Source organism: Micromonospora sp. R311 (assembly GCF_056780015.1).
Genome location: NZ_JBSWCE010000018.1, coordinates 39611 through 64317, shown reverse-complemented (window position 1 = coordinate 64317; position 24707 = coordinate 39611). Strand labels below are relative to the sequence as shown.

Sequence of the window (24707 nt, the reverse complement as noted above, 5' to 3'; positions counted from 1 at the left end):
GTGGTTGACATAACTGTAAGCCTCTAGTAGAGGGTGAGGGTTCACCCCTGATCCTCGCTGGTGACAGCTGTCGTCGACCGTTGGTCTGGCCACGCCGTACCGGGTCGGGGCGAAGCCAATCTCGAAGGGAAAGGACCGGAGATGACACCTCCGCACAACTACCTGGCGGTCATCAAGGTCGTCGGCATCGGGGGCGGCGGCGTCAACGCCGTCAACCGGATGATCGAGGTTGGGCTCAAGGGCGTCGAGTTCATCGCGATCAACACCGACGCGCAGGCACTGCTGATGAGCGACGCCGACGTCAAGCTCGACGTCGGCCGCGAGCTGACCCGTGGCCTGGGCGCCGGCGCCAACCCGGACGTCGGCAAGAACGCCGCCGAGGACCACCGGGACGAGATCGAGGAGGTGCTCAAGGGCGCCGACATGGTCTTCGTCACCTGCGGCGAGGGCGGCGGCACCGGCACCGGCGGGGCGCCCGTGGTGGCGAACATCGCCCGCAAGCTCGGCGCGCTGACCATCGGCGTGGTGACCCGGCCGTTCTCCTTCGAGGGCAAGCGCCGCCAGGTGCAGGCCGAGTCCGGGATCGACGAGCTGCGCAACCAGTGCGACACGCTGATCGTCATCCCGAACGACCGGCTGCTGGCGCTCGGCGACCGCAACATCAGCATGATGGACGCCTTCCGCACCGCCGACCAGGTGCTCCTCTCCGGTGTCCAGGGCATCACCGACCTGATCACCACCCCGGGTCTGATCAACCTGGACTTCGCCGACGTCAAGAGCGTGATGAGCGGAGCGGGCAGCGCGCTGATGGGCATCGGCAGCGCCCGGGGCGAGAACCGCGCGGTCGAGGCGGCCGAGGCGGCCATCTCCAGCCCGCTGCTGGAGCAGAGCATGGACGGCGCGCGCGGCGTGCTGCTCTCCATCGCGGGCGGTTCCGACCTGGGGCTGTTCGAGATCAACGACGCCGCCCAGCTGGTCACCGACGCGGCCCACCCGGACGCCAACATCATCTTCGGCGCGGTCATCGACGACGCGCTCGGCGACGAGGTGCGGGTCACCGTCATCGCGGCCGGCTTCGACGGGGGCGCGCCGGCCTACAAGGCGGCCGAGCCGGCCCGCAAGACCAACCAGAACCAGCCGGCGCAGCAGAGCGCGCCGGTCGCGCCGCCGACCACCATGCCGGCGCCGCCGCAGTCGCCGCGTCGGGTGCTCTTCGACGACGTCGACGTCCCCGATTTCCTCAAGAACGGATCCTGAGCCGCGCCGATGACCGAGCCCATCGAGCGAATCGTCAGGCTCAGTGCGGGGATGCCTCGTGGCGGCACGCAGCGCAGCGGAGTGCCGGCATGAGCGAGCGCAGCGAGCGAATCGTCAGGCTCAGTGCGGGGATGCCTCGTGGCGGCACGCAGCGCAGCGGAGTGCCGGCATGAGCGACAGTCCAACCTCGGTACGCCCCGACCGGCGTGCCGAACTCGCGGCCGGCCTGGCCCGGGTACGGTCCCGGATCGCGGACGCCTGCGCCGCCGCGGGCCGGGACCGGGCCGAGGTCACCATGATCGCGGTGACCAAGACCTACCCGGCCGGGGACGTGGTGGCGCTGGCCGGGCTCGGCGTCACCGACGTGGGGGAGAACCGCGACCAGGAGGCGGCCGCCAAGGCCGCCGAGGTGGCCGCCGCCGGAGTGACCCCGAGCTGGCACTTCATCGGCCGGTTGCAGCGCAACAAGGCGCGCTCGGTGGTCCGCTACGCCGACGTGGTGCAGTCGGTGGACAGCGTCCGGCTGGCCCGGGCGCTGGACGCGGCGTCGGCGGCCGGCCGGGACCGGCCGCTGGACGTGCTCGTCCAGGTCAGCATCGACGGCGACGCGGCGCGGGGTGGCGCCCTGCCGGGTTCGGCCGATCCGGACGCCGGGCTCGACCCGGTGGCCGAGGCGGTGGCCGGCGGGGACGCGCTGCGGCTGGCCGGGCTGATGGCGGTGGCGCCGCTGGGCTGGGAACCGGAACGGGCGTTCGGCCGGCTGGCCGAGGTGGCCGCCGCGTTCCGGGCCGTCCATCCGGGAGCCACCGCCCTGTCGGCCGGAATGAGTGGCGACCTGGAAGTCGCGATCGGATATGGCGCGACACATGTCCGTGTGGGTAGCGCGTTGCTCGGAATGCGCCCCACGCTGCGGTAGCCTGACCGCGGAAGAAGAAATTACATCTGTGTTGTTTCGGAAACGGCGTCCCTTTGCCGGGGGTTGTGGCGCGCGACGCGAATCGCGTGCCAGGGGATTGCCGTTCCGGTCCAGTGGGCAGGAATGGTCCACTCGCGACAAGGCGACACGGCACGGGGGCGTGTGCCGCACGGCGGACGGAAGGGCGCGGGATGGGTGCACTGCGCAAGGCGGGGGTCTGGCTCGGTCTGGTCGAAGAGGACGACGAGCGGGCCTACGACGACGGTGGCTACGACAAGGGTGGCTACCGCGACTCGCGCTACCGGCAGAGCCGGTATGCCGAGGAGTTCGCCGACGACGAGGAGGACGACGCCGAGGAGCCGCCGGCGCCCCGGCCCCGGCTGGGTGACCGTGGCCGGCTCGCGGAGCGGTCCACCGGGCGCGGCGGCGAGTCCGAGCGCCTGGAGTCGGAGCGGGCGGAGCGGTCCAGCGTCCGGTCCATCACCCGGTCGACGGCCGGCGAGACCTCCGGCGCGCTGACCTACCACACCCGGGACAATCTCGCCCTGGCCCCGCAGGCGCAGCCCCGCGAGCGGGCGGTGGTGGCCGAGGAGGAGCAGCGTTACCAGATCACCACGCTGCACCCGACCACCTACCGCGAGGCGCGCACCATCGGCGAGCACTTCCGCGACGGCGTTCCCGTGATCATCAACCTCACCGAGATGGACGAGGCCGATGCCCGCCGTCTGGTGGACTTCGCCGCCGGGTTGGCCTTCGGCCTGCGCGGTACGATCGAGCGCGTGACCAACCGGGTGTTCCTGCTCTCACCGGCCAACGTCCAGGTCACCGCGGAGGACAAGGCCAAGATCGCTGAGGGTGGCTTTTTCAGTCTGAGTTGACCCCGGCCGACCGAGGGACGTCGCCTGTCGTGTTGTCGATCCTGTTGCAGGTCCTGTACCTGATCCTCTATGTCTTCCTGCTCCTTCTTCTGTCCCGGTTTGTCCTGAGCGCTGTCCTCCAGTACGGCCGCCGGTGGCAACCGGGGCGCGGGGCATCGGCGGGACTGGAATCCGTGTGGAGCGTCACTGATCCCCCTCTCAGCGCGTTGAGGCGTGTGATCCCTCCGCTGCGAATTGGTACCGTGAGCATCGACCTGGCCTCCCTTGTGCTCCTGGTTATCCTGTTCGTGCTGATGAGGTTTGTGTTAGAGCCGGCGATCATCAGGACCGCCTGATGACCGACGCGCTATCGCGGCCGCAACTGACCCGAGGAGTTTCGATGCCGCTGACCCCGGCCGACGTGCACAACGTCGCCTTCAAGAAGCCGCCGATTGGCAAGCGGGGCTATGACGAGGAGGAGGTCGACGCCTTCCTGGACGAGGTCGAGCGCGAACTCGCCCGTCTCATCGAGGAGAACAACGAGCTGCGCGCCCAGGTGGAGCGCGGCGGTCGTGGCGGCGGCGTTCCGGCCGGCCCCGGCGGCGACGCCCGACTCGCGGCGGAGCTCAACGACGTCAAGGCCCAGCTCGACCGGGTGCAGCGCGACAAGGCGGCGGCCGAGCAGGCCGCGCGCGCGATGCAGGCGGAGCTGGAGCAGGTCCGCGCGGCCGGCGGCCCGGCGGTCGGCGGCGGCGGCGACGGCGAGCAGCAGGCGCTGCGGGTGCTGATGATGGCCCAGCGGACGGCCGACGACCACGTCTCCGACGCCCGTCGCGAGGCCGACCAGCTGCTCTCCGAGGCCCGGTCCAAGGCCGAGGAGGTCACCCGCGAGGCGCGCGCCAAGGCCGACGCGCTCGAGCGCGACGCCCGGCAGCGGCACCAGGAGGCCATGGGTGGCCTCGACGCCAAGCGCACCGCGCTGCAGAAGCACATCGAGGAGCTCAAGCAGTTCGAGCGGGAGTACCGCACCCGCCTGAAGGCCTACCTGGAGAGCCAGCTGCGTGACCTCGACGGTCGCGGCCAGGGCCTGGAGGCCGAGATGACCCGTGGCGAGGGCACCCGGGCGGCCGGCGGCAACGGCCTGGCCACCGCGGGGCTCGCCGGCTCCTACGGCGGCGGTCGCTCCGGCGCGCTGGAAGCCGGTCGCTGATCACCGGTCGGCGGCCGTCGCCACGGTGGCGGTCGCCGACCTCGCCTCATCGGTACGGACGCGGCGGGGGTGAGCCGTGATAGTCGCCAGTCTCCTGCTCATCCTCGTCGCGGTGGTGCTGCTGGTGCTCGGTCTGGCCGGCGGCTCCAGTCTGCTCCTGATCATCTCCATCGCGGCCAGTCTGCTGGCCGCCGTCGCACTGGTCGCCGGCGCCCGCCAGGCGGCCGCCGACCGGGCGACGGCGCACCGGGACGGGTCCGCGCAGCGGGTGCGGACGGGCACCCGCCCGGCCACCCCGGCCGAGTCCGCGTACGGGCCGCCGCCGGCGGACCCGGACATCCCCGTCCAGCACGTTCCTCCGACGGTCGACGCCGGCGGCACCGGGTGGCGGCAACCACCCGAGCCGCCGGTGGCCGACGCCGACCCGCCGACGGCGACGCCGGGCGTCGAGGCGTACGACGACGAGCCGGCCACCCAGCACGTCACCCCGGAGCAGGTCGCCCGGCTCGGCGCACTGGCCACCGAGGTGCGGGTGGTCGACGGCCGTCCCCGCTACCACCTGGCCGGCTGCGCACACCTGGTCGGCCGGGTCCACGAGCCGCTGCCCGTCGCCGAGGCCGTCGAGCTGGGCTTCTCCCCGTGCGCCCACTGCGCGCCGGCCACCGCCCTGCTCGCCGACGCGCACCGGATCTGACCCCGGCGCCGGGTGACCATGGACGACGCGCTCACCGTCGCCGTGCGGGTGAAGCCCGGCTCCGCCCGGGCCCGGGTCGGCGGCCGCTTCGACGGGCCGCACGGGCCCGCGCTGGTGATCGCGGTGAACGCGCCGGCGGTCGACGGCCGGGCCACCGAGGCGGCCCGCCGGGCTCTGGCCGAGGCGCTCGGCGTCCGGCCGGCGGTGGTCTCGCTGCGCGCCGGGGCGGCCAGCCGGGACAAGCTCTTCCTGATCGAGCGCCCCGACCCGGGGCTGACCGAGCGGCTCGGCCGGCTGCGCGACGGGTCCGCCGGGTGAACCAAGCCCGGGCCAGGCGACCGTGACCCCCGGGCTGGACCTCGCGCTCCTGCTGGGGGCGGGCGTTCTGCTGGTCGCGGTCGGGGCGGTGCGGCTGTCCACCCGGCTCGGGGTGCCGAGCCTGCTGGTCTACCTGGCGCTCGGCGTGGCCATCGGCGAGGCCGGGCTGGGCATCCGGTTCGACGACGCCGAGCTGACCCGCACCCTCGGGTTCTGCGCGCTGATCGTGATCATCGCCGAGGGCGGTCTCTCCGCCCGGTGGAGCACGCTGCGCCCGGTGCTCGGGCTGGCCGCCGCGCTCTCCACGGTGGGCGTGGTGGTGAGCATCCTGGTCGTGGGGCTCGCCGTACACCTGCTGCTCGGGCTGGACTGGCGGCTCGCCCTGCTCTACGGCGCGGTGCTCTCCTCCACCGACGCCGCGGCGGTCTTCGCCACCCTGCGCCGGCTGCGGCTGCCGCCCCGGCTGGTGGCCACCCTGGAGGCCGAGTCCGGGATGAACGACGCCCCGGTGGTGCTGCTGGTGGTGCTCCTCTCCCGGGAGGCCGCCGCCGCCCACCCGTGGTGGTACGAGGTCGGCCTGGTCGGCTACGAGCTGGCCCTCGGCGCGCTGGTCGGCTTCGCCGCCGGGTTCGGCGGACGGTGGGCGCTGCGCCGGGCCGCGCTGCCCTCGGCGGGGCTCTATCCGATCGCGGCGGTCGGGCTGACCGTGCTCGCGTACGCGGCCGGCGCGGTGCTGCACGCCTCCGGCTTCCTCGCCGTGTACGTCGCCGGGGTGCTGCTCGGCAACGCCCGGCTGCCGCACCGGCAGGCGATCCTCGGCTTCGCCGACGGGCTGGCCTGGCTGGCCCAGATCGGGCTCTTCGTGCTGCTCGGCCTGCTGGCCACGCCGAGCCGGCTGGACGCGGCGGTGCTGCCGGCGGTGGTCGCCGGGCTGGCGCTGGTGCTGCTCGCCCGGCCGCTGTCGGTGGCGGTGTCCGCGCTGCCGTTCCGGTTCGGCCTGCGCGAGCAGGCGTTCCTCTCCTGGGCCGGGCTGCGCGGCGCGGTGCCGATCGTGCTCGCCACCATCCCGCTGTCCGCGCGGGTGCCGGGCGCCGACCGGCTCTTCGACGCCGTCTTCGTGTTGGTGGTGATCTTCACGCTGCTGCAGGCCGGGACGCTCGCTCCGGTCGCCCGCCGGTTGCGGGTGACCGCGCCGGCCGAGGCGGCCGAGATCCGGGTGGAGACCGCGCCGCTGGAGCGGATGCGCGCCGACCTGCTCCAGCTGGAGGTGCCGCCGGGGTCCCGGTTGGCCGGGGTGCACATCGACGAGCTGCGACTGCCGCTGGGCGCGGCGGTGACCCTGGTGCTGCGCGACGGGGTGGGCATCGTGCCGGGCCTGGACTTCCGGCTCAAGACCGGCGACAGCCTGTTGATCGTGGCCACCCACGGGGTGCGCGACGAGACGGAGCGCCGGCTGCGGGCGGTCAGCCGGCGGGGCCGGCTGGCCCGCTGGTTTGGCGAGTACGGCGAGGATCGCGATGGTTGATCTGCTAGCGTTCCTTTTGTCCCGATACGGCATGACTCGGGGCTGAAAAGCGGAGCGACGGTGCGGCACGTTGTCGGACGCCTGTACGTTCCGTATTCTTGCCAACCTCCGGAGTGCGCGGCCCCGTCGCCGCGCGCCCGTTTTGTACCTGGGGGCGCCGATGCCGGCGACCCCTGTCCAGGCGCCGCGGACCACCGCGGTTCCGCGGCCGAGGGAGCGACGATGGCGAAGCCAGCCGAGACCAGGACCGCCGGCCGCAAGCCGGTGGCCAAGGCCACCCGCAGCGCGGCGGAGACCGAGAAGATCCGGGCGGCCCTGGCGGCGCGGCGCGACGAGTTGCGCGCCGAGTACGATCAGACGCTGAGTGAGATCACCGAGCTGCAGCGCGACCGGCTGACCGACTCGGCCGGGGACGACCAGGCCGACACCGGCACCAAGACGTTCGAGCGGGAGCAGGAGATCTCTCTCGCCAACAGCATCCTGGAACGGATCACGCAGGTCGAGCGCGCGCTGGAGCGGCTCGACGAGGGTGGCTACGGCTGGTGCGAGCGGTGCGGCAACCCGATCCCGGTGGAGCGGCTCGCCGCCTTCCCGTCGGCGACCCTCTGCGTGACCTGCAAGCAGCTGGAGGAGCGGCGCTGACGCCCACTCCCCGGCGGCCTGAGGAGGCGGTGCCCGGGCACCGCCGCGAGTGTCGATGGGGAGCAGATGAGCGCAGCACCGCCCGCCGGAGCCGGCCCCGCTGAGCCGGGCGGCCGCACGCCCCGGCGCAAGGCCGTCACGATCCTTCTCGGCATCGCGCTGGCCTCGCTGGCGGCCGACCTGGCCACCAAGCATCTGGCCCTGGTGAACCTGGAGGACCGGGAGCCGGTACGCCTGCTCGGCGGCGCCGTCTACCTCAACCTGACCCGCAACAGCGGGGCGGCGTGGAGCATCGGCGCCGACCACACCTGGATCTTTCCGTTGATCACCATCGGGGTGGTCGGCTGGATCCTGTTCATGGCGCTGCGGCTGCGGTCGCTGCCCTGGGCGGTCTCGCTCGGCCTGGTGCTCGGCGGGGCGCTGGGCAATCTCACCGACCGGATCTTCCGGGCCCCCGGCCACTTCGTCGGGCACGTGGTCGACATGGTCAGCCTCTTCGACCCGTACGGCCGGGTCTGGCCGGTGTTCAACCTCGCCGACAGCTCCCTGGTCTGCGGCGTGGTCCTGGCCGTGTTGCTGGAGCTCACCGGCCGGCAGCGCGACGGTAGCCGGGCGGGCACGGACGCCGCCGCCGACGCCCCCGCCGCGGCGGCCGGCGCCGAGCAGCGGGAGCGGGCGTGACCTCGGTGTTCGCCGCGGGCGGCGACCACCGATCACTGCCGGTGCCGGACGGCCTCGACGGGTTGCGGCTGGACCAGGCCGTGGCCCGGCTCTTCGGCCTCTCCCGGACGGCCGCCGCGGCCCTGGTCGACGCCGGCGACGCGCTGGTCGACGGCGCCGTGCGGCCCAACTCGCACAAGGTGAAGGCCGGATCCTGGCTGGAGGTCACGCTGCCCGCGCCGGCCGCCCCGCCCACCGTGGTGCCGCAGGCGGTGCCCGGGCTGCGGGTGGTCTACGCCGACGAGGACATCGTGGTGGTGGACAAGCCGGTCGGCGTCGCCGCCCACCCCAGCCCCGGCTGGACCGGCCCGACCGTGATCGGGGGGCTGGCCGCGATCGGGCACACGATCGCCACCAGCGGGGCGGCCGAGCGGCAGGGCGTGGTGCACCGGCTCGACGTGGGCACCACCGGAATCATGGTGGTGGCCAAGAGCGAGCAGGCGTACAGCGCGTTGAAGCGGGCGTTCAAGTACCGCGAGGTGGACAAGCGCTACCACGCCGTGGTGCAGGGCCACCTCGACCCGCTGCGCGGCACCATCGACGCCCCGATCGACCGGCACCCGACCCACGACTACCGCTGGGCGGTGGTCTCCGGCGGCAAGCCGAGCATCACCCACTACGACACCGTCGAGGCGTTCCCGGCGGCGAGCCTGGTCGACGTGCGGCTGGAGACCGGGCGCACCCACCAGATCCGGGTGCACTTCTCCACCCTGCGCCACCCGTGTGTGGGCGACCTCACCTACGGCGCCGACCCCACCCTCGCGGCCCGCCTCGGCCTGACCAGACAGTGGCTGCACGCCCGCGCGTTGACCTTCCTGCACCCCCGAACGGGGGACGAGGTCAGCTTCGTCAGCGACTACCCTGACGACCTGGAGCGCGCGCTCGAGATCCTCCGCGACTAGCGCGGCGCCCGCCCGAAACGATCCGACGAGGGGGCCTCCGTGCGCGCCGGCGACCTGCTGCGGCAGTTGGACCAGCGGCTGCTGCCGCGGCTGGCCACGGCGGTGGCCCGGCTGGGCCACGGCCCGGCCCGGCCTCGGCTGCTGCCGTCGGTGGCGCTGCTGTCCTGCGCCGCCGTGCTGCTCACCGCCGCCCTCGCCACCGACGACCGGCCGGTCGGCGACCGGACCGTCGGCGAGGTGACCCGGGTCGGGGTGGCCAACGGCGAGTCCATCCCCGGCTACGTCCGGGCCGCCGGGGCCGACCTGGCGACCCTGCCGGCCACCGCCGCCGCGCCGGGCGACGGCACCTACGCGCTGGTCTCGCTCTCGTCCTACCTGCCCCCGCAGCGGCTGGCGGCGGTCCTCGGCGACGTGTCGGTCGCCGAGGTCTTCGGCCGGGTGCCGCTGCCCGACCGGCAGACCGAGATCGTCCGCATCCCCGCCCAGCGGCTGCCGGACGACGTGGTCGGCGCGATGGCCGAACTCGCCACGCGCAAGGACCGGGAGGCGGCCGACTACCGGTCCCGGGCCGCCGCCACCGCCGACCCCGGGCTGCGCCAGGTGTACGCCAGCGGGGCCGAGGTCGCGGCGGCGGAGGCGGCCGCGTACCGGTCGGGGTGCGCCTGCGTCTACGCGGCGGTGGTCCGGGCCGAGCCGGCGGCGCTGCGCGGCGTGGCCGCCCGGCCCGGCGTCCGGGTGGTCGACCCGGCCCCCGAGGTGCGCCGGCTCGACCGGACGGTCTTCACCCCACCGCTGCCCGAGCAGGAGGACGTGGCCCGGCCGCCGGCCGACGGCGGTCTCGCCCCCTCGGCACCGACCGGCGAGCCGAGCGGGCCGGGCACGCGCAGCCCGGCACCCGCCCCGTCGGTGGGCGAATCGTCCGAACCCGCACCGGCCGTGACGGATCCGTCACTCCCGCCCTCGCCGTCGGTGCCCGCGGCGACCCCGTCGCACACCCCACCGACCTCGGTGGACGGGACCGACGGTAGCCCCGCGACGCCGTCGGTGTGACAACCGGCCACGGGGGGAGGGTGCGCGGACGGGTGTGGCCCGAATAGGGTTTGGTTCGTAGCCTGTCAGGCGGAGTTCACGGTGCTGGGGAGGACGAGCCTTGGACGGCAGCGAGACCGGCTGGGGTCGGCCGGCCGAACCAGCGCCCCGGTGGCGCGCGCTGCTCGACCGCGCCCGCCATGCCGGCCGGGGCGCCGAGCAGCCCGAGCCCGACCGCCGGCTCGAGGAGCCGCTGCCACCGCCCGGGCCGCTGGCCCCGCCCGAGCCGCCGTCCCCGCCGGAGGCGCTGCCCCGGCGTTCGGCCCGCAACGGCTACGCCGGGCGGGCGCCGGCCGTCAACCAGCCGGGCGAGCGGTCGTACGGCGCGGATCCCGGCTACCGGGCGGAGGCGACCTACCGGGTGGACCCGGCGTACCGGGCGGAGCCGGCCTACCGGCCCGAGCCGGGATACCCGGGCGAGCCGGGGTACCGGCTGCCGGAGCAGCGCCGACCGGAGCCGCCCGAGTCGCGGTACGCGTTGCTGGAGAGCGGCTACCAGCCCGAGCCGCCGCCGGCCGAGTCGCGCTACGCCCTGCTGGAGAACGGCTACCGCCCGGAGACCGGCTATCCCGTCGCGCCGCCGCCCCCGCCCCCCGCGCCGCCGGCGCTCCTTCCGCCGCCCGCGGTCGCGCCGCCGCCGGCGGTCGCCGACCGGGGCTACCCCTCGGCGCGGGTCGAGTGGCGCCCGCCGGCCGCCGACCCGGAGCTGGAGCGGGCCACCGCGGTGCTCCGCCGCGACCTGGGCACCCCGCGGGTGCTCGCCTTCGCCAACCCCAAGGGCGGCGTGCACAAGACCACCGCCACCGTGCTCGCCGCGGCGACCGTCGGCAGCGTACGCGGGCGGGGCGTGCTGGCCTGGGACGACAACGAACTGCGCGGCACGCTCGGGCTGCGCGCCGGCAGCGCCCGGCACGCCCGGACGATCCGGCACCTGGTCACCGACCTCGCCCAGATCGAGATCCGCGAGGGCACCGACCTGCTGGAGACCCTCGACGACTACCTGCGGCACGCCTCCGACGGCTCGTACGACGTGCTGGCCGGCGAGGAGAGCCCCCGGTTCGCCCAGCGGCTCGACCAGTTCACCGTCCGGCGGGTGCTGGAGCTGCTCCGGCGTACCCACGAGGTGGTCTGCGTGGACACCGGCAACAACGTGGAGAGCCCCAACTGGCGCACCGTGATGCAGGCGGCCGACCAGCTGGTGGTCACCACCGTGCCCCGCGAGGACGCCGCGTTCAGCGCCGACTGGATGCTCGACCTGCTGCACGAGGTGGGCATGGGGGAGCTGGCGGAGAACGCGGTGACGCTGATCTCCTGCCCGACGCCGGGCCGCTCGCCGTTGCAGGACGACCTGGAGAAGCACTTCGCCAGCCGCACCCGCGCGGTCGCCGTGGTCCCGTACGACCCGGCGCTGGAGACCGGCTCCTCGATCGAGTACCACCAGCTCCAGCCGCAGACCCGGCAGGCGTGGCTGCGGGCGGCCGGGGTGATGCTGGAGCCGTTCGCCCGGTGAGCGGGTCTGTCGCCACCGGCGACCCGCCGCGCCGCGCGGCCTGAGAGGATCACCGGGTGAGCCCGGACACCCCCGACCACGACCGGCCCGGCACCCGCCACGACGAGCCGGCCCCGACCACACCGGCCGACGCCGCCGCGCCGCCGCCCGCCCCGGACCACGCCGCCGCCGACCGGCCCGCGGCCCCGGCCCCGGCCGGCGCGGACGGGCCCCGCCACCCGGAGCACGAGGCGGCGGACGGGTCGCTCCAGCCGGCTCCCGCCGGTGCTGACCGGCCGCGGTACGTGGACTCCGGCGAGGCGGAAGTGGCGTGGGACGCCGAACCGCAGGGGTGGCCCGGTGCCGGGCAGCCGGGCGAGCCGGACCTGCCCCGCCGGCGGGCGCTGCGGCTCGGTGCGCTCGCCGTCGGAGCGCTGACCCTGCTCGGGGCGCCGCTCGGGCTGCTCTGGGCGGCGTTCGCCCCGGACACCCCGGTGGTCAAGGCACCCGGCGGCGCCGTCTACGCCCAGCCGCAGCCCGAGCAGCCGATCGCCGCCGACGGCTGGTTCAGCCTGCTCGGGCTCGGCTTCGGGGTGCTCGCCGCGGTCGCGCTCTGGTTCGTGCTGCGCCGGGTCCGCGGGCCGGTCGGGCTGCTCGCCGCGACGCTCGGCGCCCTGGGCGCGGCGCTGGTCGCCTGGCAGGTCGGGCGCCGGATCGGGCTGGCGACGTTCGAGCGGCTGCTGGCGACCGCCCCGGACGGGCAGGTCTTCACCAAGCCGGCCGACCTGCGGGCAGGCGGACTGGAGTGGTTCGTCGTCCCGCACGGCAACCTGCTGCTGCCCGCGTTCGGTGCCGCCGTGACGTACACCCTGCTGGCCGGCTGGTCGCGGTGGCCGTCGCTGCGCCCGGAGCCGGAGCTCGGCGGGGCCGGGCTCAGTTCGGTGCCGGTGGCGCGGCCAGCTCCGCCAGCGGCACCGGAACCGCCCGCACCTGGCGCAGCAGGGCCGCCTCGCGATTGAGCAGCCGCAGCTCGGCGCGGAGCCGGGCCGCGGTGTCGTCGATGGCGAGCAGCCGTTGCCGGTCGGCCACGGTCAGCGCGGCCGTCGCGGCCACCAGGTGCGACAGCACGGTCGGGTCCTCCGGCAGCTGCTCGGAGATCTCGTCCGGGTCGGGGCGGACCAGGCCCAGGTACTGCCGGAAGACCGCGATCACCCGGGCGGCGAGCAGCTCGGCGGTCTCGTCCGGCCCGCCCGGCTCGGGCAGCCACTCCACCTCGGCGGTCAGGTAGGGCGCGGAACGGGCGTCGACGTCGGCGATGCGGAACCGGCGCCGACCGACGGTGACGATGTCGAAGCCGCCGTCGGCCAGCTCGGTGACCTGGCGCAGCTCTGCGGTGCAGCCGACCTCGTGCAGCGTGATCTCGCCGCCGCCCGGCGTGGGCCGGCCGTCCGGCCCGGTCGGGGCGACCTCCCAGCCCTTCCGGATGGCCACCACGCCGAACTCGCGCGGGGCCCCGTCGGGCAGCCCGACCAGGTGCCGCACCAGCGCCCGGTAGCGCTCCTCGAAGATGTGCAACGGCAGCACCAGACCGGGAAAGAGCACCGTCCCGAGCGGAAACACCGGCAGCCGCGCAGTCACGCCGTCGAGCCTAGCCCGGCCCCGCCCCGGCGGCGTGTCCCGGCTCACCGTCCCGGCGTACGGGCGGTGCCGGTCGCCCCGGCGGCCGGCCGCCTAGACTCGCAAGGGTGTTGAATCGGATCGACCTGCGCGGCGGCGTGCGCGACCCGCGCCGCCTGCTGCCCCGTGCCCAGCTCGACGTGTCGGTGGCCGTCGAGCGGATCCGCCCCGTCGTGGAGGCGGTCCGGGAGCATGGGTACCCGGCGATCCGGGAGGCGAGCGAGCGGTTCGACGGGGTCGCCCCCGACCGGCTGCGGGTGCCCGCCGAGGCGATCGCCGCGGCGGAGGGCACCCTCGACCCGGAGGTCCGCGCCGCGCTGCTGGAGTCGATCACGCGGGCCCGGAAGGTGCACGCCGACCAGCGCCGCACCGACCACACCACCCAGGTCGTGCCGGGCGGCACGGTGACCGAGCGCTGGGTGCCGGTCGACCGGGTCGGCCTCTACGTCCCCGGCGGCCTGGCGATGTACCCGTCGACCGTGGTGATGAACGTGGTGCCGGCGCAGGCGGCCGGGGTCCGCTCGCTGGTGGTGGCCAGCCCGCCGCAGCAGGACAACGGCGGCCTGCCCGACCCGCGGGTGCTCGCCGCCTGCGCGCTGCTCGGCGTCGACGAGGTCTACGCGGTGGGCGGCGCCCAGGCGGTGGCGATGCTGGCGTACGGCGCCGCCGTGGACGCCGAGGGCGGCGCGCACTGCGAACCGGTCGACATGATCACCGGGCCGGGCAACATCTGGGTCACCGCCGCCAAGCGGCTGCTGCGCGGGGTGGTCGGCATCGACGCCGAGGCCGGCCCGACCGAGATCGCGATCCTGGCCGACGACACCGCCGACCCGGCGCACGTCGCGGCCGACCTGATCAGCCAGGCCGAGCACGACCCGCTCGCGGCGAGCGTGCTGGTCACCCCGTCGGTCGAGCTGGTCGAGGCGGTCGAGCGGGAGCTGGCCCGGCAGGTGCCGGCGACCAAGCACGCCGAGCGGGTCGGCACCGCGCTCACCGGCGAGCAGAGCGGCGTGGTGCTGGTCGACGACCTCGACGCCGGGCTGCGGGTGGTCGACGCGTACGCGGCCGAGCACCTGGAGATCCAGACCCGGGACGCCCGCGAGTGGGCGCTGCGGGTGCGCAACGCCGGCGCGATCTTCGTCGGCGCCTGGTCGCCGGTGTCGCTCGGCGACTACTGCGCCGGCTCCAACCACGTGCTGCCCACCGGCGGCTGCGCGCGGCACTCCTCGGGGCTGTCCGTGCAGTCCTTCCTGCGCGGCGTCCACCTGGTCGAATACTCCGAGCAGGCGCTGCGCGAGGTGGCCCCGCACGTGGTCACCCTGGCCAACGTGGAGGACCTGCCCGCGCACGGCCAGGCGGTGCGCGCCCGCTTCCCGGGGGTCGGCTCGTGACCACGCTGGACGACCTGCCGATCCGCGACGACCTGCGCGGGCTGAGCCCGTACGGGGCGCCGCAGCTGGACGTGCCGGTGCGGCTGAACACCAACGAGAACTCCTACCCGGTGCCCGAGCCGGTGGTGGAGGCGATCGGCAAGGCGCTCGCGGCCGAGCTGCGCGACCTCAACCGCTATCCGGACCGGGACGCGGTGGCCCTCCGCGCCGACCTGGCCGGCTACCTCGGCCACGGGCTCACCGTCGAGCAGGTCTGGGCGGCCAACGGCTCCAACGAGATCCAGCAGCAGCTGCTCCAGGCGTTCGGCGGCCCGGGGCGCAGCGCGCTCGGCTTCACCCCGGCGTACTCGATGCACCCGCTGCTGGCGCTGGGCACCGGCACCCGGTGGGTGCCGGCCCGCCGCGGGGTCGACTTCGGCCTGACCGCCGACGAGGCGGTGGCCCAGGTCCGCGAGCACGCCCCGGACGTGGTCTTCCTCTGCTCGCCGAACAACCCCACCGGCACCGCCCTCGACCCGGCGGTGGTCACCGCCGTGCTCGACGCGGCCCCCGGCATGGTGGTGGTCGACGAGGCGTACGCCGAGTTCGCCCGCCCCGGCACGGTGAGCGCGCTCGCCGTGCTGCCCGGTCACCCGCGCCTGGTGGTGACCCGGACGATGAGCAAGGCGTTCGGCTTCGCCGGCGGCCGGCTGGGCTACCTCGCCGCCGACCCGGCGGTGGTGGCGGCGGCGCAACTGGTCCGGCTGCCGTACCACCTCTCGGCGCTCACCCAGGCCGCCGCCCGCGCGGCGCTGGCCCACCGGGACGCCCTGCTCGGCACGGTCGCCGCGATCAAGGCGCAGCGCGACCGGATCGTCGCCGAGCTGCGCGGCCGGGGCCTGCGGGTCGCCGACAGCGACGCCAACTTCGTGCTCTTCCACGTCGGCGGCGACCAGACGGCGGCCTGGCGGGCCCTGCTGGCGCAGGGCGTGCTGGTCCGCGACGTCGGGCTGCCCGGCTGGCTGCGGGTCACCGCCGGCACCCCCGCCGAGACGGACGCCTTCCTCACCGCCATGGAGAAGCTGTAGATGGGCGCGCAAGCCCCGCGACCGAGAGGCGAGCAATGAGCCGGACCGCCCGGGTGGAGCGGATCACCAAGGAGACGAAGGTCCTCGTCGAGGTCGACCTCGACGGCGCGGGCCGGGCCGAGATCAGCACCGGCGTCGGCTTCTACGACCACATGCTGCACCAGATCGCCCGGCACGGCGGCTTCGACCTGACCGTCCGCACGGTGGGCGACCTGGAGATCGACGCGCACCACACCATGGAGGACACCGCGCTCGCCCTGGGCGCCGCGTTCGACCAGGCGCTGGGCGACAAGGCCGGCATCCGGCGGTACGGCTCGGCCACCGTCCCGATGGACGAGGTGCTGGTCCGGGCGGCGGTGGACCTGTCCGGCCGGCCGTACGTGGTGCACGACGAGCCGGCGCTGGCGCCGTACATCGGGCCGGTCTACCCGACCAGCATGACCCGGCACATCTGGGAGTCCTTCGGCCAGGCGGCCCGGATCACCCTGCACGTGGACGTGCTGCGGGCGGCCCGGCCGGGTGGTCACCCGGACGCCCACCACGTGGTCGAGGCCCAGTTCAAGGCGGTCTCCCGGGCGCTGCGCGAGGCCACCGCGATCGACCCGCGCGCGGCCGGCGCGATCCCCAGCACGAAGGGGGCGCTCTGATGGGCGCGGCGCTGCCGATCCTGCTCCTGGTCCTCGCCGGCGTGCTGGTGGGTGGGGTCTTCTCGCTGTACCGGCAGGGCGCGCCGCGGGCCGCGCTGCTGATCACCGCCCTGCTCGCCGTGCTGGCCACCGTGGGTGGAGTGCTCTGGCTGCTGCCGGGGGAGGGTTCATGAGCGAGCGTCAGCGAGCGAATCATCGGTGCAGCGCTGTGGTGCCTCAGGGCGGCACGGAGCGAAGCGGAGTGCCGGCATGAGCAACGTCGTGGTGCTCGACTACGGGTCGGGCAACCTGCGCTCGGCGGAGCGGGCGCTGGCCGCCGCCGGCGCCGGGGTGACGGTGACCGACGACCTGACCGCCGCCGCCGAGGCGGACGGTCTGGTGGTGCCGGGGGTGGGCGCGTTCGCCGCGTGCATGGCCGGGATCGAGGCGCTCGGCGCCGGGCCGGTGATCGCCGAGCGGGTCGCCGCCGGCCGTCCGGTGCTGGGCATCTGCGTCGGCATGCAGGTGCTCTTCGAGCACGGCGACGAGCACGGCGTGGTCACCAAGGGGCTCGGCCTGCTCCCCGGCGGGGTGACCAAGCTGCCCGCCGCCCGGCTGCCGCACATGGGCTGGAACACCGTCCGGGCGCCGGCCGGCTCGGTGCTCTTCGCCGGGCTGCCCGCCGACAGCCGGTTCTACTTCGTCCACTCGTACGCGGTCGGCGAGCCGGGCGGGCTGGCCGCGGCGGGCGCCACGGTGACCACCGCGCACCACGGGGTGGACTTCGTCGCGGCGGTGGAGCGGGGCGCGCTGTCGGCCGCCCAGTTCCACCCGGAGAAGTCCGCCGACACCGGGGCCACGCTGCTGCGCAACTGGCTCGGCACGCTGGGCACCCGTGGCTGAGCGGGTCCGCCGCCGATCCCGCCGGCGAGGTCCCGCGCGACCGGCCGGCGGGGTGCGCCGGCGGGGTGCCCGGTGAGCAAGGAGCGCGCCCGCCGGCGGGCGGAGCGGGAGGCCGAGCAGGCCCGCGAGCGGGCCGTCCGGCAGCGGCGGTCGGCCCGGCGGGCCCGGCGGCGGGCGCTGCTGCGGCGGATGACGCCCACCTGGCGGCGCGGGCGTACCGGCCGGCTGCCCCGGCACAGCCGCGGCGAACGCGCCGCGATCGTGCTGCTCACCCTGGCGTCGATCATGCTGATCTGGTCGCTCGTGGACGACCTGGCGCTGCGTCTCGCGCTGGTCGTGCTGCTGCTGCTCGTACTGCCGGCGATCGTGGTGATCGCCCTGGACCGTCGTACCTGAGTCGAGGAGAAGAACCTTGAGCCTGACCCTGTTGCCCGCCGTGGACGTCGCCGACGGCCGGGCCGTCCGGCTCGTGCAGGGCGCCGCCGGCAGCGAGACCAGCTACGGCGACCCGCTGGAGGCCGCGCTGGCCTGGCAGCGGGACGGCGCCGAGTGGATCCACCTGGTCGACCTGGACGCCGCGTTCGGCCGCGGCTCCAACGCCCACCTGCTCGCCGAGGTGGTGCGGCAGTTGGACGTGAAGGTGGAACTCTCCGGTGGCATCCGGGACGACGAGTCGCTCGCCGCCGCGCTGGGCACCGGCGCCGCCCGGGTGAACATCGGCACCGCCGCGCTGGAGGACCCGACCTGGTGCGACCGGGTGGTCGGCGAGTTCGGCGACCGGGTGGCGATCGGGCTGGACGTGCGCGGCCGTACCCTCTCCGCCCGGGGCTGGACCCGCGACGGCGGTGACCTGTACGAGGTGCTGGAGCGGCTGGACAAGGCCGGCGCGGCCCGGTACGTGGTCACCGACATCACCAAGGACGGCACCATGCGCGGGCCGAACCTGGACCTGCTGCGCGAGGTCTGCGCCCGCACCGACGCCCCGGTGATCGCCTCCGGCGGCGTCTCCACCCTGGACGACCTGCGGGCGCTGGCCACCCTGGAGCCGTTGGGCGTGGAGGGCGTCATCGCCGGCAAGGCGCTCTACGCGGGGGCCTTCACGGTCGCCGAGGCGCTGGAAACGCTGGCGGCGGCGTGACCGGGCCCATCGTCGGGGGCAGCGGCGCGACGGTCACCCGGCTCGGCTCCGGCGGCCCGTGGGAGGCCACCTACGGCTACTCCCGGGTGGTCCGCGCCGGCGACCTCGCCTGGACGGCCGGCTGCACGTCCACCGTGGACGGGGTGGTGACCCACGTCGGGGACGCCGCCGCGCAGACCGCGCAGGCGCTGCGGATCGCGCTGGACGCGCTCGCCGAGGTGGGGGCGCAGCCGGCCGACGTGGTGCGGACGCGGATGTACGTCACCGACCGGGCGTACGCCGACGAGGTCGGCCGGGCGCACAACGCCGTCTTCGGGGCGGTCCGCCCGGCCGCGACCATGGTGGTGGTGGCCGGCCTGCTGGACCCGGAGCACCTGGTCGAGGTGGAGCTGGAGGCCTACCTCGGCGACCGCTGAGCCGGCCGGACGGCGCGGCGTGTCCCGCCGTCCGGTGCTCGACCGGCGCCGCCGGTCGGTGGAAGACTGACCCGGTGAGCGGGGCGGCTGTCGGTCGGGACATGGTGGTCGACCGCGCCCGGCGGTCCCTGGACGAGGGCCGCCCGGTGCTGGTGGAGGGGCCGGCCGGGATCGGCAAGACGGTCGTGCACCGGGCGCTGCTGGCCGCGGCGGAGCGGGCCGGCTGGCTGGTGCTGGCCTGCGCGCCGACCGAGGCGGAGGCCGCGCTGCCGTTCGCGGCGCTGGCCGACCTGCTGGCCCCGGTGACGGCCCGGGTGCCCGAGCTGCCGGCGCCGCAGCGCGCCGCGCTGGCCGGGGTGCTGCTCACCGGCGACGAGCCGGGGCAGCCGATCGACGAGCGGACCGTGGGCGTGGCCATCCGGTCGTTGCTGGACCTGGCCGCCGCCGACCAGGCGGTGCCCCGGCTGCTGGTGGCCGTCGACGACGCCCCCTGGCTCGATCCGCCGAGCGAGCGCGCGCTCCGGTTCGCGGTGCGCCGGCTGGTGCCGCGGATCGCCGTGCTGGTCACCGCGCGCAGTGAACGGGCCGGCACGGACCCGGTCCCGCTCGGGCTCGACCACGGCGCCACCGGCGCCCGGCTGGACCGGATCGCGCTCGGCCCGCTCGGCGTGGGGGCGCTGCACCACGTGCTGCGCACCGAGACCGGGACGGCGCTGCCGCGGCCGTTGCTGGTGCGCATCGCCGCGGAGGCCGGCGGCAACCCGCTGCTCGCCATCGAGTTGGCCCGGGCGGTGCTCCGCCTGCCGCAACTGCCGGCCCCGGGCGCCGACCTGCCGGCCGCGCCGTCGCTGCGGCAGCTGGTCGCCGACCGGGTGGCCGCGCTGCCGCCGGACACCCGGCACGCGGTGCGCCTGGCCGCCCTTTCGGGAGTCCCCACGCTGGCCGGGCTGGCCCGCGCCGGGGTGTCGCCGGCCGCCTTCGACGCGGCCGAGGAGGCCGGCCTGGTCGTGGTGCGCGGCGAGGTCGTCGGGTTCGCCCACCCGGTGTACGCCGCGGCGGTCCGCGGTGACGTGCCGCCCGGGGTGCGCGGCCGGCTGCACCGACTGCTCGCCGACACCGCGCTCGACCCCGACGAGCGGGCCCGGCAGCTGGCCCGCTGCGTCACCGGGCCGGATCCGGCGGCGGCGGCGGAGGTCGCCGCGGCCGCCGCCCGGCAGCGCGGCCGGGGCGCGCCGGAGACGGCCGCCGGCCTGTACGACAGCGCGGCCCGGCTCGCGTCGCCCGGCGCCACCGACGAGCACGCGAGGTGGCGGCTGGCCGCCGTGGAGTGCCGCAACGACTGCGGCGACTACTCCGCCGCGCGAGCGGCCGCCGACCGGGCGGCCGAGGAGCTGACCGGGCCGGCACGCGCGGAGGCACTGCTGTTGCGCGCGGTCGTCGCCTGGAGTTCCGACGAGCCGGCGGAGGCGGCCTGGACGGCGGCCGAGGCGGCCCTGGCGTCCGCACCGGCCGGCTCGACGCTGGCCGGCCGGATCCACGCCCACCTCAGCCTGTTCCGGGACGCCCCGGAGACGGCCCGGCGGCACGCGGAGGCGGCGGTCGCCCTGCTGGCCGGCAGCCCGGACCACCGGCCGGTGCACGCCGCCGCCCTGTTGCTGCTCTTCTTCAGCGAGGTGCGGGCCGGGCGGCCGGCGCGGGCCGAACTGCTGGCGCGGGGCCTGGAGCTGGAGGGGGAGGAGCCGTCCTGGCTGGCCGGCACGGTGCCGGCGATCTGGTGGCGGTCGGTGGACGAGCACGGCCGGGCCCGCGACCGGCTGCACCGGATGCTGGACCGGGCGGTCGCCCGGGGCGACGAGCCGTCCCAGCACGACCTGCTCTGCCACCTGGGCGAGACCGAACTGCTCGCCGGCCGGTGGGCGGACGCCGCCACGCACATCGCCGCCGCCCGCGAGCTGGGTGAGCAGTACGGCACCGACTCGGCCGGCGAGCACTGGCTGGACGGGCTGCTGCTGGCCCACCGGGGGCGGCTGCCGGAGGCGGACCGGATCGCCGCGGAGGGGCTGCGCCGGGCCGCCGAGCTGGACGACCGCTGGCGGCGGCGGATCTACGCCCAGCTCGCCGGGTTCGTCGCGCTCAGCGCGGGGCGGATGCCGGTGGCCGCCGGGCACTACGGCGAGCTGGCGGTGACCGTCGACGAGCTGGGCCTGGTCGAGCCGATCGCCCAGCGGTTCGAACCGGACTGGCTGGAGGCCTGCGTCGGCGCCGGTGACCTGGCCACCGCCGAGGCGGTGCTGGACCGGCTGGCCGTCCGGCACCGGCGGCTGCCGCGACCGTGGACCACGCTGGGGCTGGCCCGCGGCCGGGTGCTGCTCGCCGGCGCGCTGGGCCGCGACCCGTCGGACGCGCTGGCCGAACTGGCCGCCGCCCGGGCCGCGGTGCCGGCCGACGTACTGCCCCTGGACCGGGCCCGCTGCCTGCTGGTGGCCGGGGTCGCGTACCGGCGCCTGCGGCGTCGGCGCGAGGCGCGGGACGCGTTGACCGCCGCCGCCGCCGAGTTCGACGCGCTCGGCGCGGAAGCCCTGGCGGCCCGGGCCCGGGCCGAGGCGGACCGTACCGGTGGCCGCCCGCCGGCACCCCGTCAGCTGACCGGCACCGAGCTGGAGGTGGCCCGGCTGGCCGCCGCCGGCCGCACCAACCGGGTCATCGCCGACACGCTGTTCATCAGCCCGAAGACCGTCGAGGCGAACCTGGCCCGGGTCTACCGGAAGCTCGGCGTCGCCAGCCGGGCGGAGCTGGGCGCGGTGATGGCCCGCGCCGACGTCGAAGGATAGGGAAACACCCGATTACCTCGGCGCCGCGCCGACCTAGCGTCGACGCATGGCCGCTCGACTGTTCGTGCTCGAACGCTACGACCGGGGTCCGGGGGAGGGTGCCGGCGAGCCCGTCGGCGGGTTGACCACCGGCACCACCCGGCTGCGGGGCGCGGTGCGGATCCCCGCCGACGACGTGGTGCTGGCACTGGTCGAGGGGCCCGACGCGGAGACGGTGGCGGCGGTGGCCGCCGCCGCCGGTTGGCGGGTGGATCGGATCGGGCCGGCCGAGTGGATCGCCACGCCGGAGGGCGCGGCGCCCCGGGCCGGAGCAGACCCGTCATGACCGTTCCGCCGGCCCGTGCCGGCAAGCTCCGGGCATCGATCCACGAAGGAGGGACGTCGAGGTGAAGCAGATTCGTCGTCACCGGCCGTCCGCGCTGCTGCTGGCCGGGCTGCTCGGGCTGGCCGGCTGCGGCGGCACGGAAGAGACGCCGCCGACGGCCGGCGGCGCGCCGCCGCCGGAGGTGGTGGCCACCGCGACCGCGGCCGCCGAGCCGTCCCCGACGCCGGCGGCGTCGACGCCGGACCCGTGCGCGCTGGTATCCAGGCGGGAGGCCGAACAGCTCGCCGGCACGCCGCTGGAGGACGCCCGGCCGGTGCGGGAGACCTGCACCTACAACGGGCCGGTCAGCGGGCCGACCGCCCAGGTCGAGGTCTTCGTCGGCGACGGGGCGAAGAAGTTCCTGGACATCGAGCGCGACCTCGGCCACGAGTTGCGGCCGCTGGCCGGGGTCGGTGACGAGGCGTACGCCAGCCACGAGGCGGTCTTCGTGAACGGCTCGGGGGTCTGGGTGTCGGTGCGCCTGGTCCGGCTCAACGACCCGGCGGAGAACCGCGCCCCGCTGGAGAAGGTGGCGCGTACCGTGGCCGGACGACTCTGAGCGGGGCGCGGCGGCGATGAGGACGAACCGTTCCACCCGCTGGCTCGCCGTGGTGACGGCGCTGGCCGTGCTGGTGGCGACCGGCGCCTGCCAGGGCGACCCGCCGCCGGGCGGCGAGCGGATGGACCCGTACCACGCGGACGCCATCCGGTTCGGGCTCGCGCCACGGCCGCACCCCGACGTCACGTACCAGCCGGACGTGGTCCTGGTCGGCGGCGGCGGCGCCGCGGTGCGGTCGGTGACGGACGACGGGCTGACCTGGCGGATCGACCCCGGCGCCGACCGGGCCGACGAGCTGGCCCCGGGCAAGGTCATGTTCCTGACCTCCCGGGCGGTCGGCCGGGTGGTGGACGTCCGCCGGGACGGCGGCGACCTGGCGGTGACCATCGGTCCGGTCGAGCTGACCGAGGTCATCCGGGACGGCACCTTCCGCACCGACGCCCCGGTGCCGCTGGACCGGCCGATCGCCTACTCCGCCGGCACGCCGGCCTGGGTCGCCGCCGACCTGCCGCCCGACGCCCCGCCGACCGGGGGCACCGGCGGCGGCACGCCGGGCGCGGACAACGCCGGCGGGCCGAGCGGAAGCACCGGTGGCGAGCCGGCCGGCGGCGTCGGTGGTGGCGGGCCGGGCGAGGTCGGCGGTGGGCAGGTCCGGGCCGCAGCGGCCGGCGGGGCGCCGGTCGGCCGGTCGCGCCGGTCTCCGGTCCGTGCGCCGGTGCCCGCGCCCCGCCCGCCGGCGCCACCGGCCCGGGTCGCCAACCAGCAGTCGGCGCAGGCGGGTGCTCTCCGGTTGACGACGGAGTGCTGCTCCGACGGGGTCACCGCCCGGTTCGAGCACGACGACGGCGAGATCCGGATGACCGGTTCGGTGACCCTGCTGATGGACCGGCCGACGGCCACGTTCGATCTCGCCATCTCCGGCGGCGCGGTCACCCGGGCGGAGTTCAGCATCACCGGCGGCGCCGGCCTCCGGGTGGCGGTCAAGGCGGCGACCGCGGTCGGCAACGTCCGTAACCTGGCCCGGTCGGTCGTGGTGCCGACGCAGTTCAGCGTCCCGATCGGGACGCTGCTCGGGGTGCCCTTCTCGGCCACGGTGGACCAGTTGCTGGAGGTGCGGACGGCGTTCAGCGCCAAGGACGGCAGGCTGGACGCCGCCGGCGAGTACGCGCTGACCGGCGCTCTCGGCTACGGGTACCACCGCCCGTACTGGGGCCCGGTCATGCCGAGCGGCTTCGCCGTCCGCAACAGTCTGACCAACTCGATCACCGGCGTCTCGATCGGAGCGAGCGGGCTGCTCGTCGCGTACGACGTGAAGTTCACCGTGGGGATCGGGGCGCTCGGGTTCACCGCCGGGGTCTACGCCGGCCTGCGCGCCACGGTCGGGGCGAGCCTCGGCTCGGGGGCCGGCCTGATCGTCTGCCGGGGTGCCGGGCTCAGCGTCACCATGCGCTACGGAATCAGCTACTCGATCCCGAAGGTGGTGGCCGACGTGGTCAACTTCTTCCTCAAGGTCTTCAAGACCAAGCCGATCCGGCAGCGGGGCGAACTCGGCGACGAGAGCGTGGTGGTGAAGCGGTCCGAGACCGTCCCGCCGGACGTGCCGCTCTGCGTGGTGTGACCCGCCGATAGATTGTGCACAACCCAATTGTGCGCTACCGTTTTCTGGTGACCGATGATCTGGTGCTGGGCCGGCAGGTGTGCTTCGCGCTCTACGCGGCGTCGCGCGCGCTGACCGACGTCTACCGCCCGATCCTCGACCGGTTCGGGCTGACCTACCCGCAGTACCTGGTGCTGCTGGTGCTCTGGGAGCACGACGACTCCGCGCCCACGGTCTCCGAGCTCGGTGCGCGCCTGCGGTTGGATTCCGGCACGCTCTCTCCGCTGCTCAAGCGGCTGGAGGGGGCGGGCCTGGTGGTCCGGCGGCGCTCGGCGCGCGACGAGCGGCGGGTCGAGGTGGGCCTGACCGCCGAGGGTCGGGCGCTGCGCGAGCGGATGGCGGACGTGCCGCTGCGGGTGGCCCGGGCCACCGGGCTCACCGCGGCGGAGCTGGTCGCCATCCGGGACACCCTCACCCGGGTCACCGAGACCATCCACCGACAGAAGGAGCAGTGACCCC

Annotated in this window: 28 protein-coding genes; 27 read left to right on the top strand and 1 reads right to left on the bottom strand. The window is 75.7% G+C overall.

Annotated features, from left to right (window positions below; genetic code table 11):
- Positions 1-141 precede the first annotated feature (141 nt).
- The 14 genes from ftsZ to AC1WTP_RS17045 all read left to right on the top strand — a co-directional run bounded on the left by ftsZ (position 142) and on the right by AC1WTP_RS17045 (position 12638).
- Complete coding sequence (gene ftsZ / locus AC1WTP_RS17110; protein ID WP_481650250.1) at positions 142-1257, top strand: cell division protein FtsZ; 1116 nt, start codon at positions 142-144, stop codon at positions 1255-1257.
- A 169-nt stretch (positions 1258-1426) separates the two neighbouring features.
- Entirely contained in the window at positions 1427-2173 is a 747-nt protein-coding gene (locus tag AC1WTP_RS17105; RefSeq protein WP_481650249.1) for a YggS family pyridoxal phosphate-dependent enzyme, read from the top strand.
- A 191-nt stretch (positions 2174-2364) separates the two neighbouring features.
- Positions 2365-3051: a cell division protein SepF gene (locus AC1WTP_RS17100; protein ID WP_481650248.1), complete on the top strand. Its 687-nt coding sequence runs from the start codon at positions 2365-2367 to the stop codon at positions 3049-3051.
- Positions 3052-3080: 29 nt separating this feature from the next.
- Entirely contained in the window at positions 3081-3386 is a 306-nt protein-coding gene (locus tag AC1WTP_RS17095; RefSeq protein ID WP_447136209.1) for a YggT family protein, read from the top strand.
- 44 nt (positions 3387-3430) lie between these two features.
- Positions 3431-4240: a DivIVA domain-containing protein gene (locus AC1WTP_RS17090; protein WP_481650247.1), complete on the top strand. Its 810-nt coding sequence runs from the start codon at positions 3431-3433 to the stop codon at positions 4238-4240.
- Between the two features lie 76 nt (positions 4241-4316).
- Positions 4317-4934 carry a hypothetical protein gene (locus AC1WTP_RS17085; protein ID WP_481650246.1) on the top strand — a complete coding sequence of 206 codons (618 nt, stop codon included), beginning with the start codon at positions 4317-4319 and terminating at the stop codon, positions 4932-4934.
- Between the two features lie 18 nt (positions 4935-4952).
- Positions 4953-5252, top strand: coding sequence for a DUF167 domain-containing protein (locus tag AC1WTP_RS17080; RefSeq protein ID WP_481650323.1), 300 nt, complete (start codon positions 4953-4955; stop codon positions 5250-5252).
- A gap of 22 nt (positions 5253-5274) precedes the next feature.
- The gene (locus AC1WTP_RS17075; RefSeq protein ID WP_481650245.1) at positions 5275-6777 is read left to right on the top strand and encodes a potassium/proton antiporter; all 1503 of its coding nucleotides are present in this window, start codon (positions 5275-5277) and stop codon (positions 6775-6777) included.
- Between the two features lie 222 nt (positions 6778-6999).
- Positions 7000-7419 (top strand): TraR/DksA family transcriptional regulator, encoded by a 420-nt coding sequence (locus AC1WTP_RS17070; RefSeq protein ID WP_088992775.1) that lies wholly within the window; start codon positions 7000-7002, stop codon positions 7417-7419.
- A gap of 18 nt (positions 7420-7437) precedes the next feature.
- Positions 7438-8100 carry a signal peptidase II gene (gene lspA / locus AC1WTP_RS17065; RefSeq protein ID WP_481650322.1) on the top strand — a complete coding sequence of 221 codons (663 nt, stop codon included), beginning with the start codon at positions 7438-7440 and terminating at the stop codon, positions 8098-8100.
- Positions 8097-9041, top strand: a complete 945-nt coding sequence (locus tag AC1WTP_RS17060) for an RluA family pseudouridine synthase (protein ID WP_481650244.1) — start codon at positions 8097-8099, stop codon at positions 9039-9041. The genes lspA and AC1WTP_RS17060 overlap by 4 nt, the downstream gene beginning before the upstream one ends.
- 39 nt (positions 9042-9080) lie before the next feature.
- Positions 9081-10091, top strand: coding sequence for a hypothetical protein (locus AC1WTP_RS17055; RefSeq protein ID WP_481650243.1), 1011 nt, complete (start codon positions 9081-9083; stop codon positions 10089-10091).
- 100 nt (positions 10092-10191) lie between these two features.
- Positions 10192-11640, top strand: a complete 1449-nt coding sequence (locus tag AC1WTP_RS17050) for a MinD/ParA family ATP-binding protein (RefSeq protein ID WP_481650242.1) — start codon at positions 10192-10194, stop codon at positions 11638-11640.
- Positions 11641-11696: 56 nt separating this feature from the next.
- Entirely contained in the window at positions 11697-12638 is a 942-nt protein-coding gene (locus AC1WTP_RS17045; RefSeq protein WP_481650241.1) for a DUF2567 domain-containing protein, read from the top strand.
- On the opposite strand, the gene AC1WTP_RS17040 is transcribed toward AC1WTP_RS17045, so the two are convergent.
- The gene (locus AC1WTP_RS17040; RefSeq protein WP_481650240.1) at positions 12553-13257 is read right to left on the bottom strand and encodes an LON peptidase substrate-binding domain-containing protein; all 705 of its coding nucleotides are present in this window, start codon (positions 13255-13257) and stop codon (positions 12553-12555) included. The two genes, AC1WTP_RS17045 and AC1WTP_RS17040, sit on opposite strands and share 86 nt — an antisense overlap.
- Positions 13258-13364: 107 nt before the next feature.
- Between AC1WTP_RS17040 and hisD the strand changes: the two genes are divergently transcribed.
- The 13 genes from hisD (at position 13365) to AC1WTP_RS16975 (ending at position 24703) form a co-directional block, all read left to right on the top strand.
- Positions 13365-14687, top strand: a complete 1323-nt coding sequence (hisD, locus tag AC1WTP_RS17035) for a histidinol dehydrogenase (protein WP_481650239.1) — start codon at positions 13365-13367, stop codon at positions 14685-14687.
- Positions 14684-15754 carry a histidinol-phosphate transaminase gene (locus tag AC1WTP_RS17030; RefSeq protein WP_481650238.1) on the top strand — a complete coding sequence of 357 codons (1071 nt, stop codon included), beginning with the start codon at positions 14684-14686 and terminating at the stop codon, positions 15752-15754. Before hisD ends, AC1WTP_RS17030 begins: the two co-directional genes overlap by 4 nt.
- A 35-nt stretch (positions 15755-15789) precedes the next feature.
- Positions 15790-16401: an imidazoleglycerol-phosphate dehydratase HisB gene (gene hisB, locus AC1WTP_RS17025; protein WP_481650237.1), complete on the top strand. Its 612-nt coding sequence runs from the start codon at positions 15790-15792 to the stop codon at positions 16399-16401.
- Positions 16401-16574, top strand: a complete 174-nt coding sequence (locus AC1WTP_RS17020) for a hypothetical protein (protein WP_447136196.1) — start codon at positions 16401-16403, stop codon at positions 16572-16574. Before hisB ends, AC1WTP_RS17020 begins: the two co-directional genes overlap by 1 nt.
- A 76-nt stretch (positions 16575-16650) precedes the next feature.
- Positions 16651-17283, top strand: coding sequence for an imidazole glycerol phosphate synthase subunit HisH (hisH, locus tag AC1WTP_RS17015; RefSeq protein ID WP_481650236.1), 633 nt, complete (start codon positions 16651-16653; stop codon positions 17281-17283).
- Positions 17284-17355: 72 nt separating this feature from the next.
- Positions 17356-17679 (top strand): hypothetical protein, encoded by a 324-nt coding sequence (locus AC1WTP_RS17010; RefSeq protein ID WP_481650235.1) that lies wholly within the window; start codon positions 17356-17358, stop codon positions 17677-17679.
- A gap of 16 nt (positions 17680-17695) precedes the next feature.
- The gene (gene priA / locus AC1WTP_RS17005) at positions 17696-18421 is read left to right on the top strand and encodes a bifunctional 1-(5-phosphoribosyl)-5-((5-phosphoribosylamino)methylideneamino)imidazole-4-carboxamide isomerase/phosphoribosylanthranilate isomerase PriA (protein ID WP_481650234.1); all 726 of its coding nucleotides are present in this window, start codon (positions 17696-17698) and stop codon (positions 18419-18421) included.
- Entirely contained in the window at positions 18418-18837 is a 420-nt protein-coding gene (locus AC1WTP_RS17000) for a RidA family protein (protein WP_481650233.1), read from the top strand. The genes priA and AC1WTP_RS17000 overlap by 4 nt, the downstream gene beginning before the upstream one ends.
- Before the next feature lie 74 nt (positions 18838-18911).
- Positions 18912-21668 carry an AAA family ATPase gene (locus AC1WTP_RS16995; protein WP_481650232.1) on the top strand — a complete coding sequence of 919 codons (2757 nt, stop codon included), beginning with the start codon at positions 18912-18914 and terminating at the stop codon, positions 21666-21668.
- Between the two features lie 46 nt (positions 21669-21714).
- Positions 21715-21993, top strand: coding sequence for a hypothetical protein (locus AC1WTP_RS16990; protein WP_481650231.1), 279 nt, complete (start codon positions 21715-21717; stop codon positions 21991-21993).
- A 61-nt stretch (positions 21994-22054) separates the two neighbouring features.
- On the top strand, positions 22055-22591 hold the full coding sequence (locus tag AC1WTP_RS16985) for a DUF3558 family protein (protein WP_481650230.1): 537 nt from the start codon (positions 22055-22057) through the stop codon (positions 22589-22591).
- 16 nt (positions 22592-22607) lie between these two features.
- Positions 22608-24209, top strand: a complete 1602-nt coding sequence (locus AC1WTP_RS16980) for a hypothetical protein (RefSeq protein ID WP_481650229.1) — start codon at positions 22608-22610, stop codon at positions 24207-24209.
- A gap of 47 nt (positions 24210-24256) precedes the next feature.
- Positions 24257-24703 carry a MarR family winged helix-turn-helix transcriptional regulator gene (locus tag AC1WTP_RS16975; protein WP_481650228.1) on the top strand — a complete coding sequence of 149 codons (447 nt, stop codon included), beginning with the start codon at positions 24257-24259 and terminating at the stop codon, positions 24701-24703.
- The last annotated feature ends 4 nt before the right edge of the window (positions 24704-24707 follow it).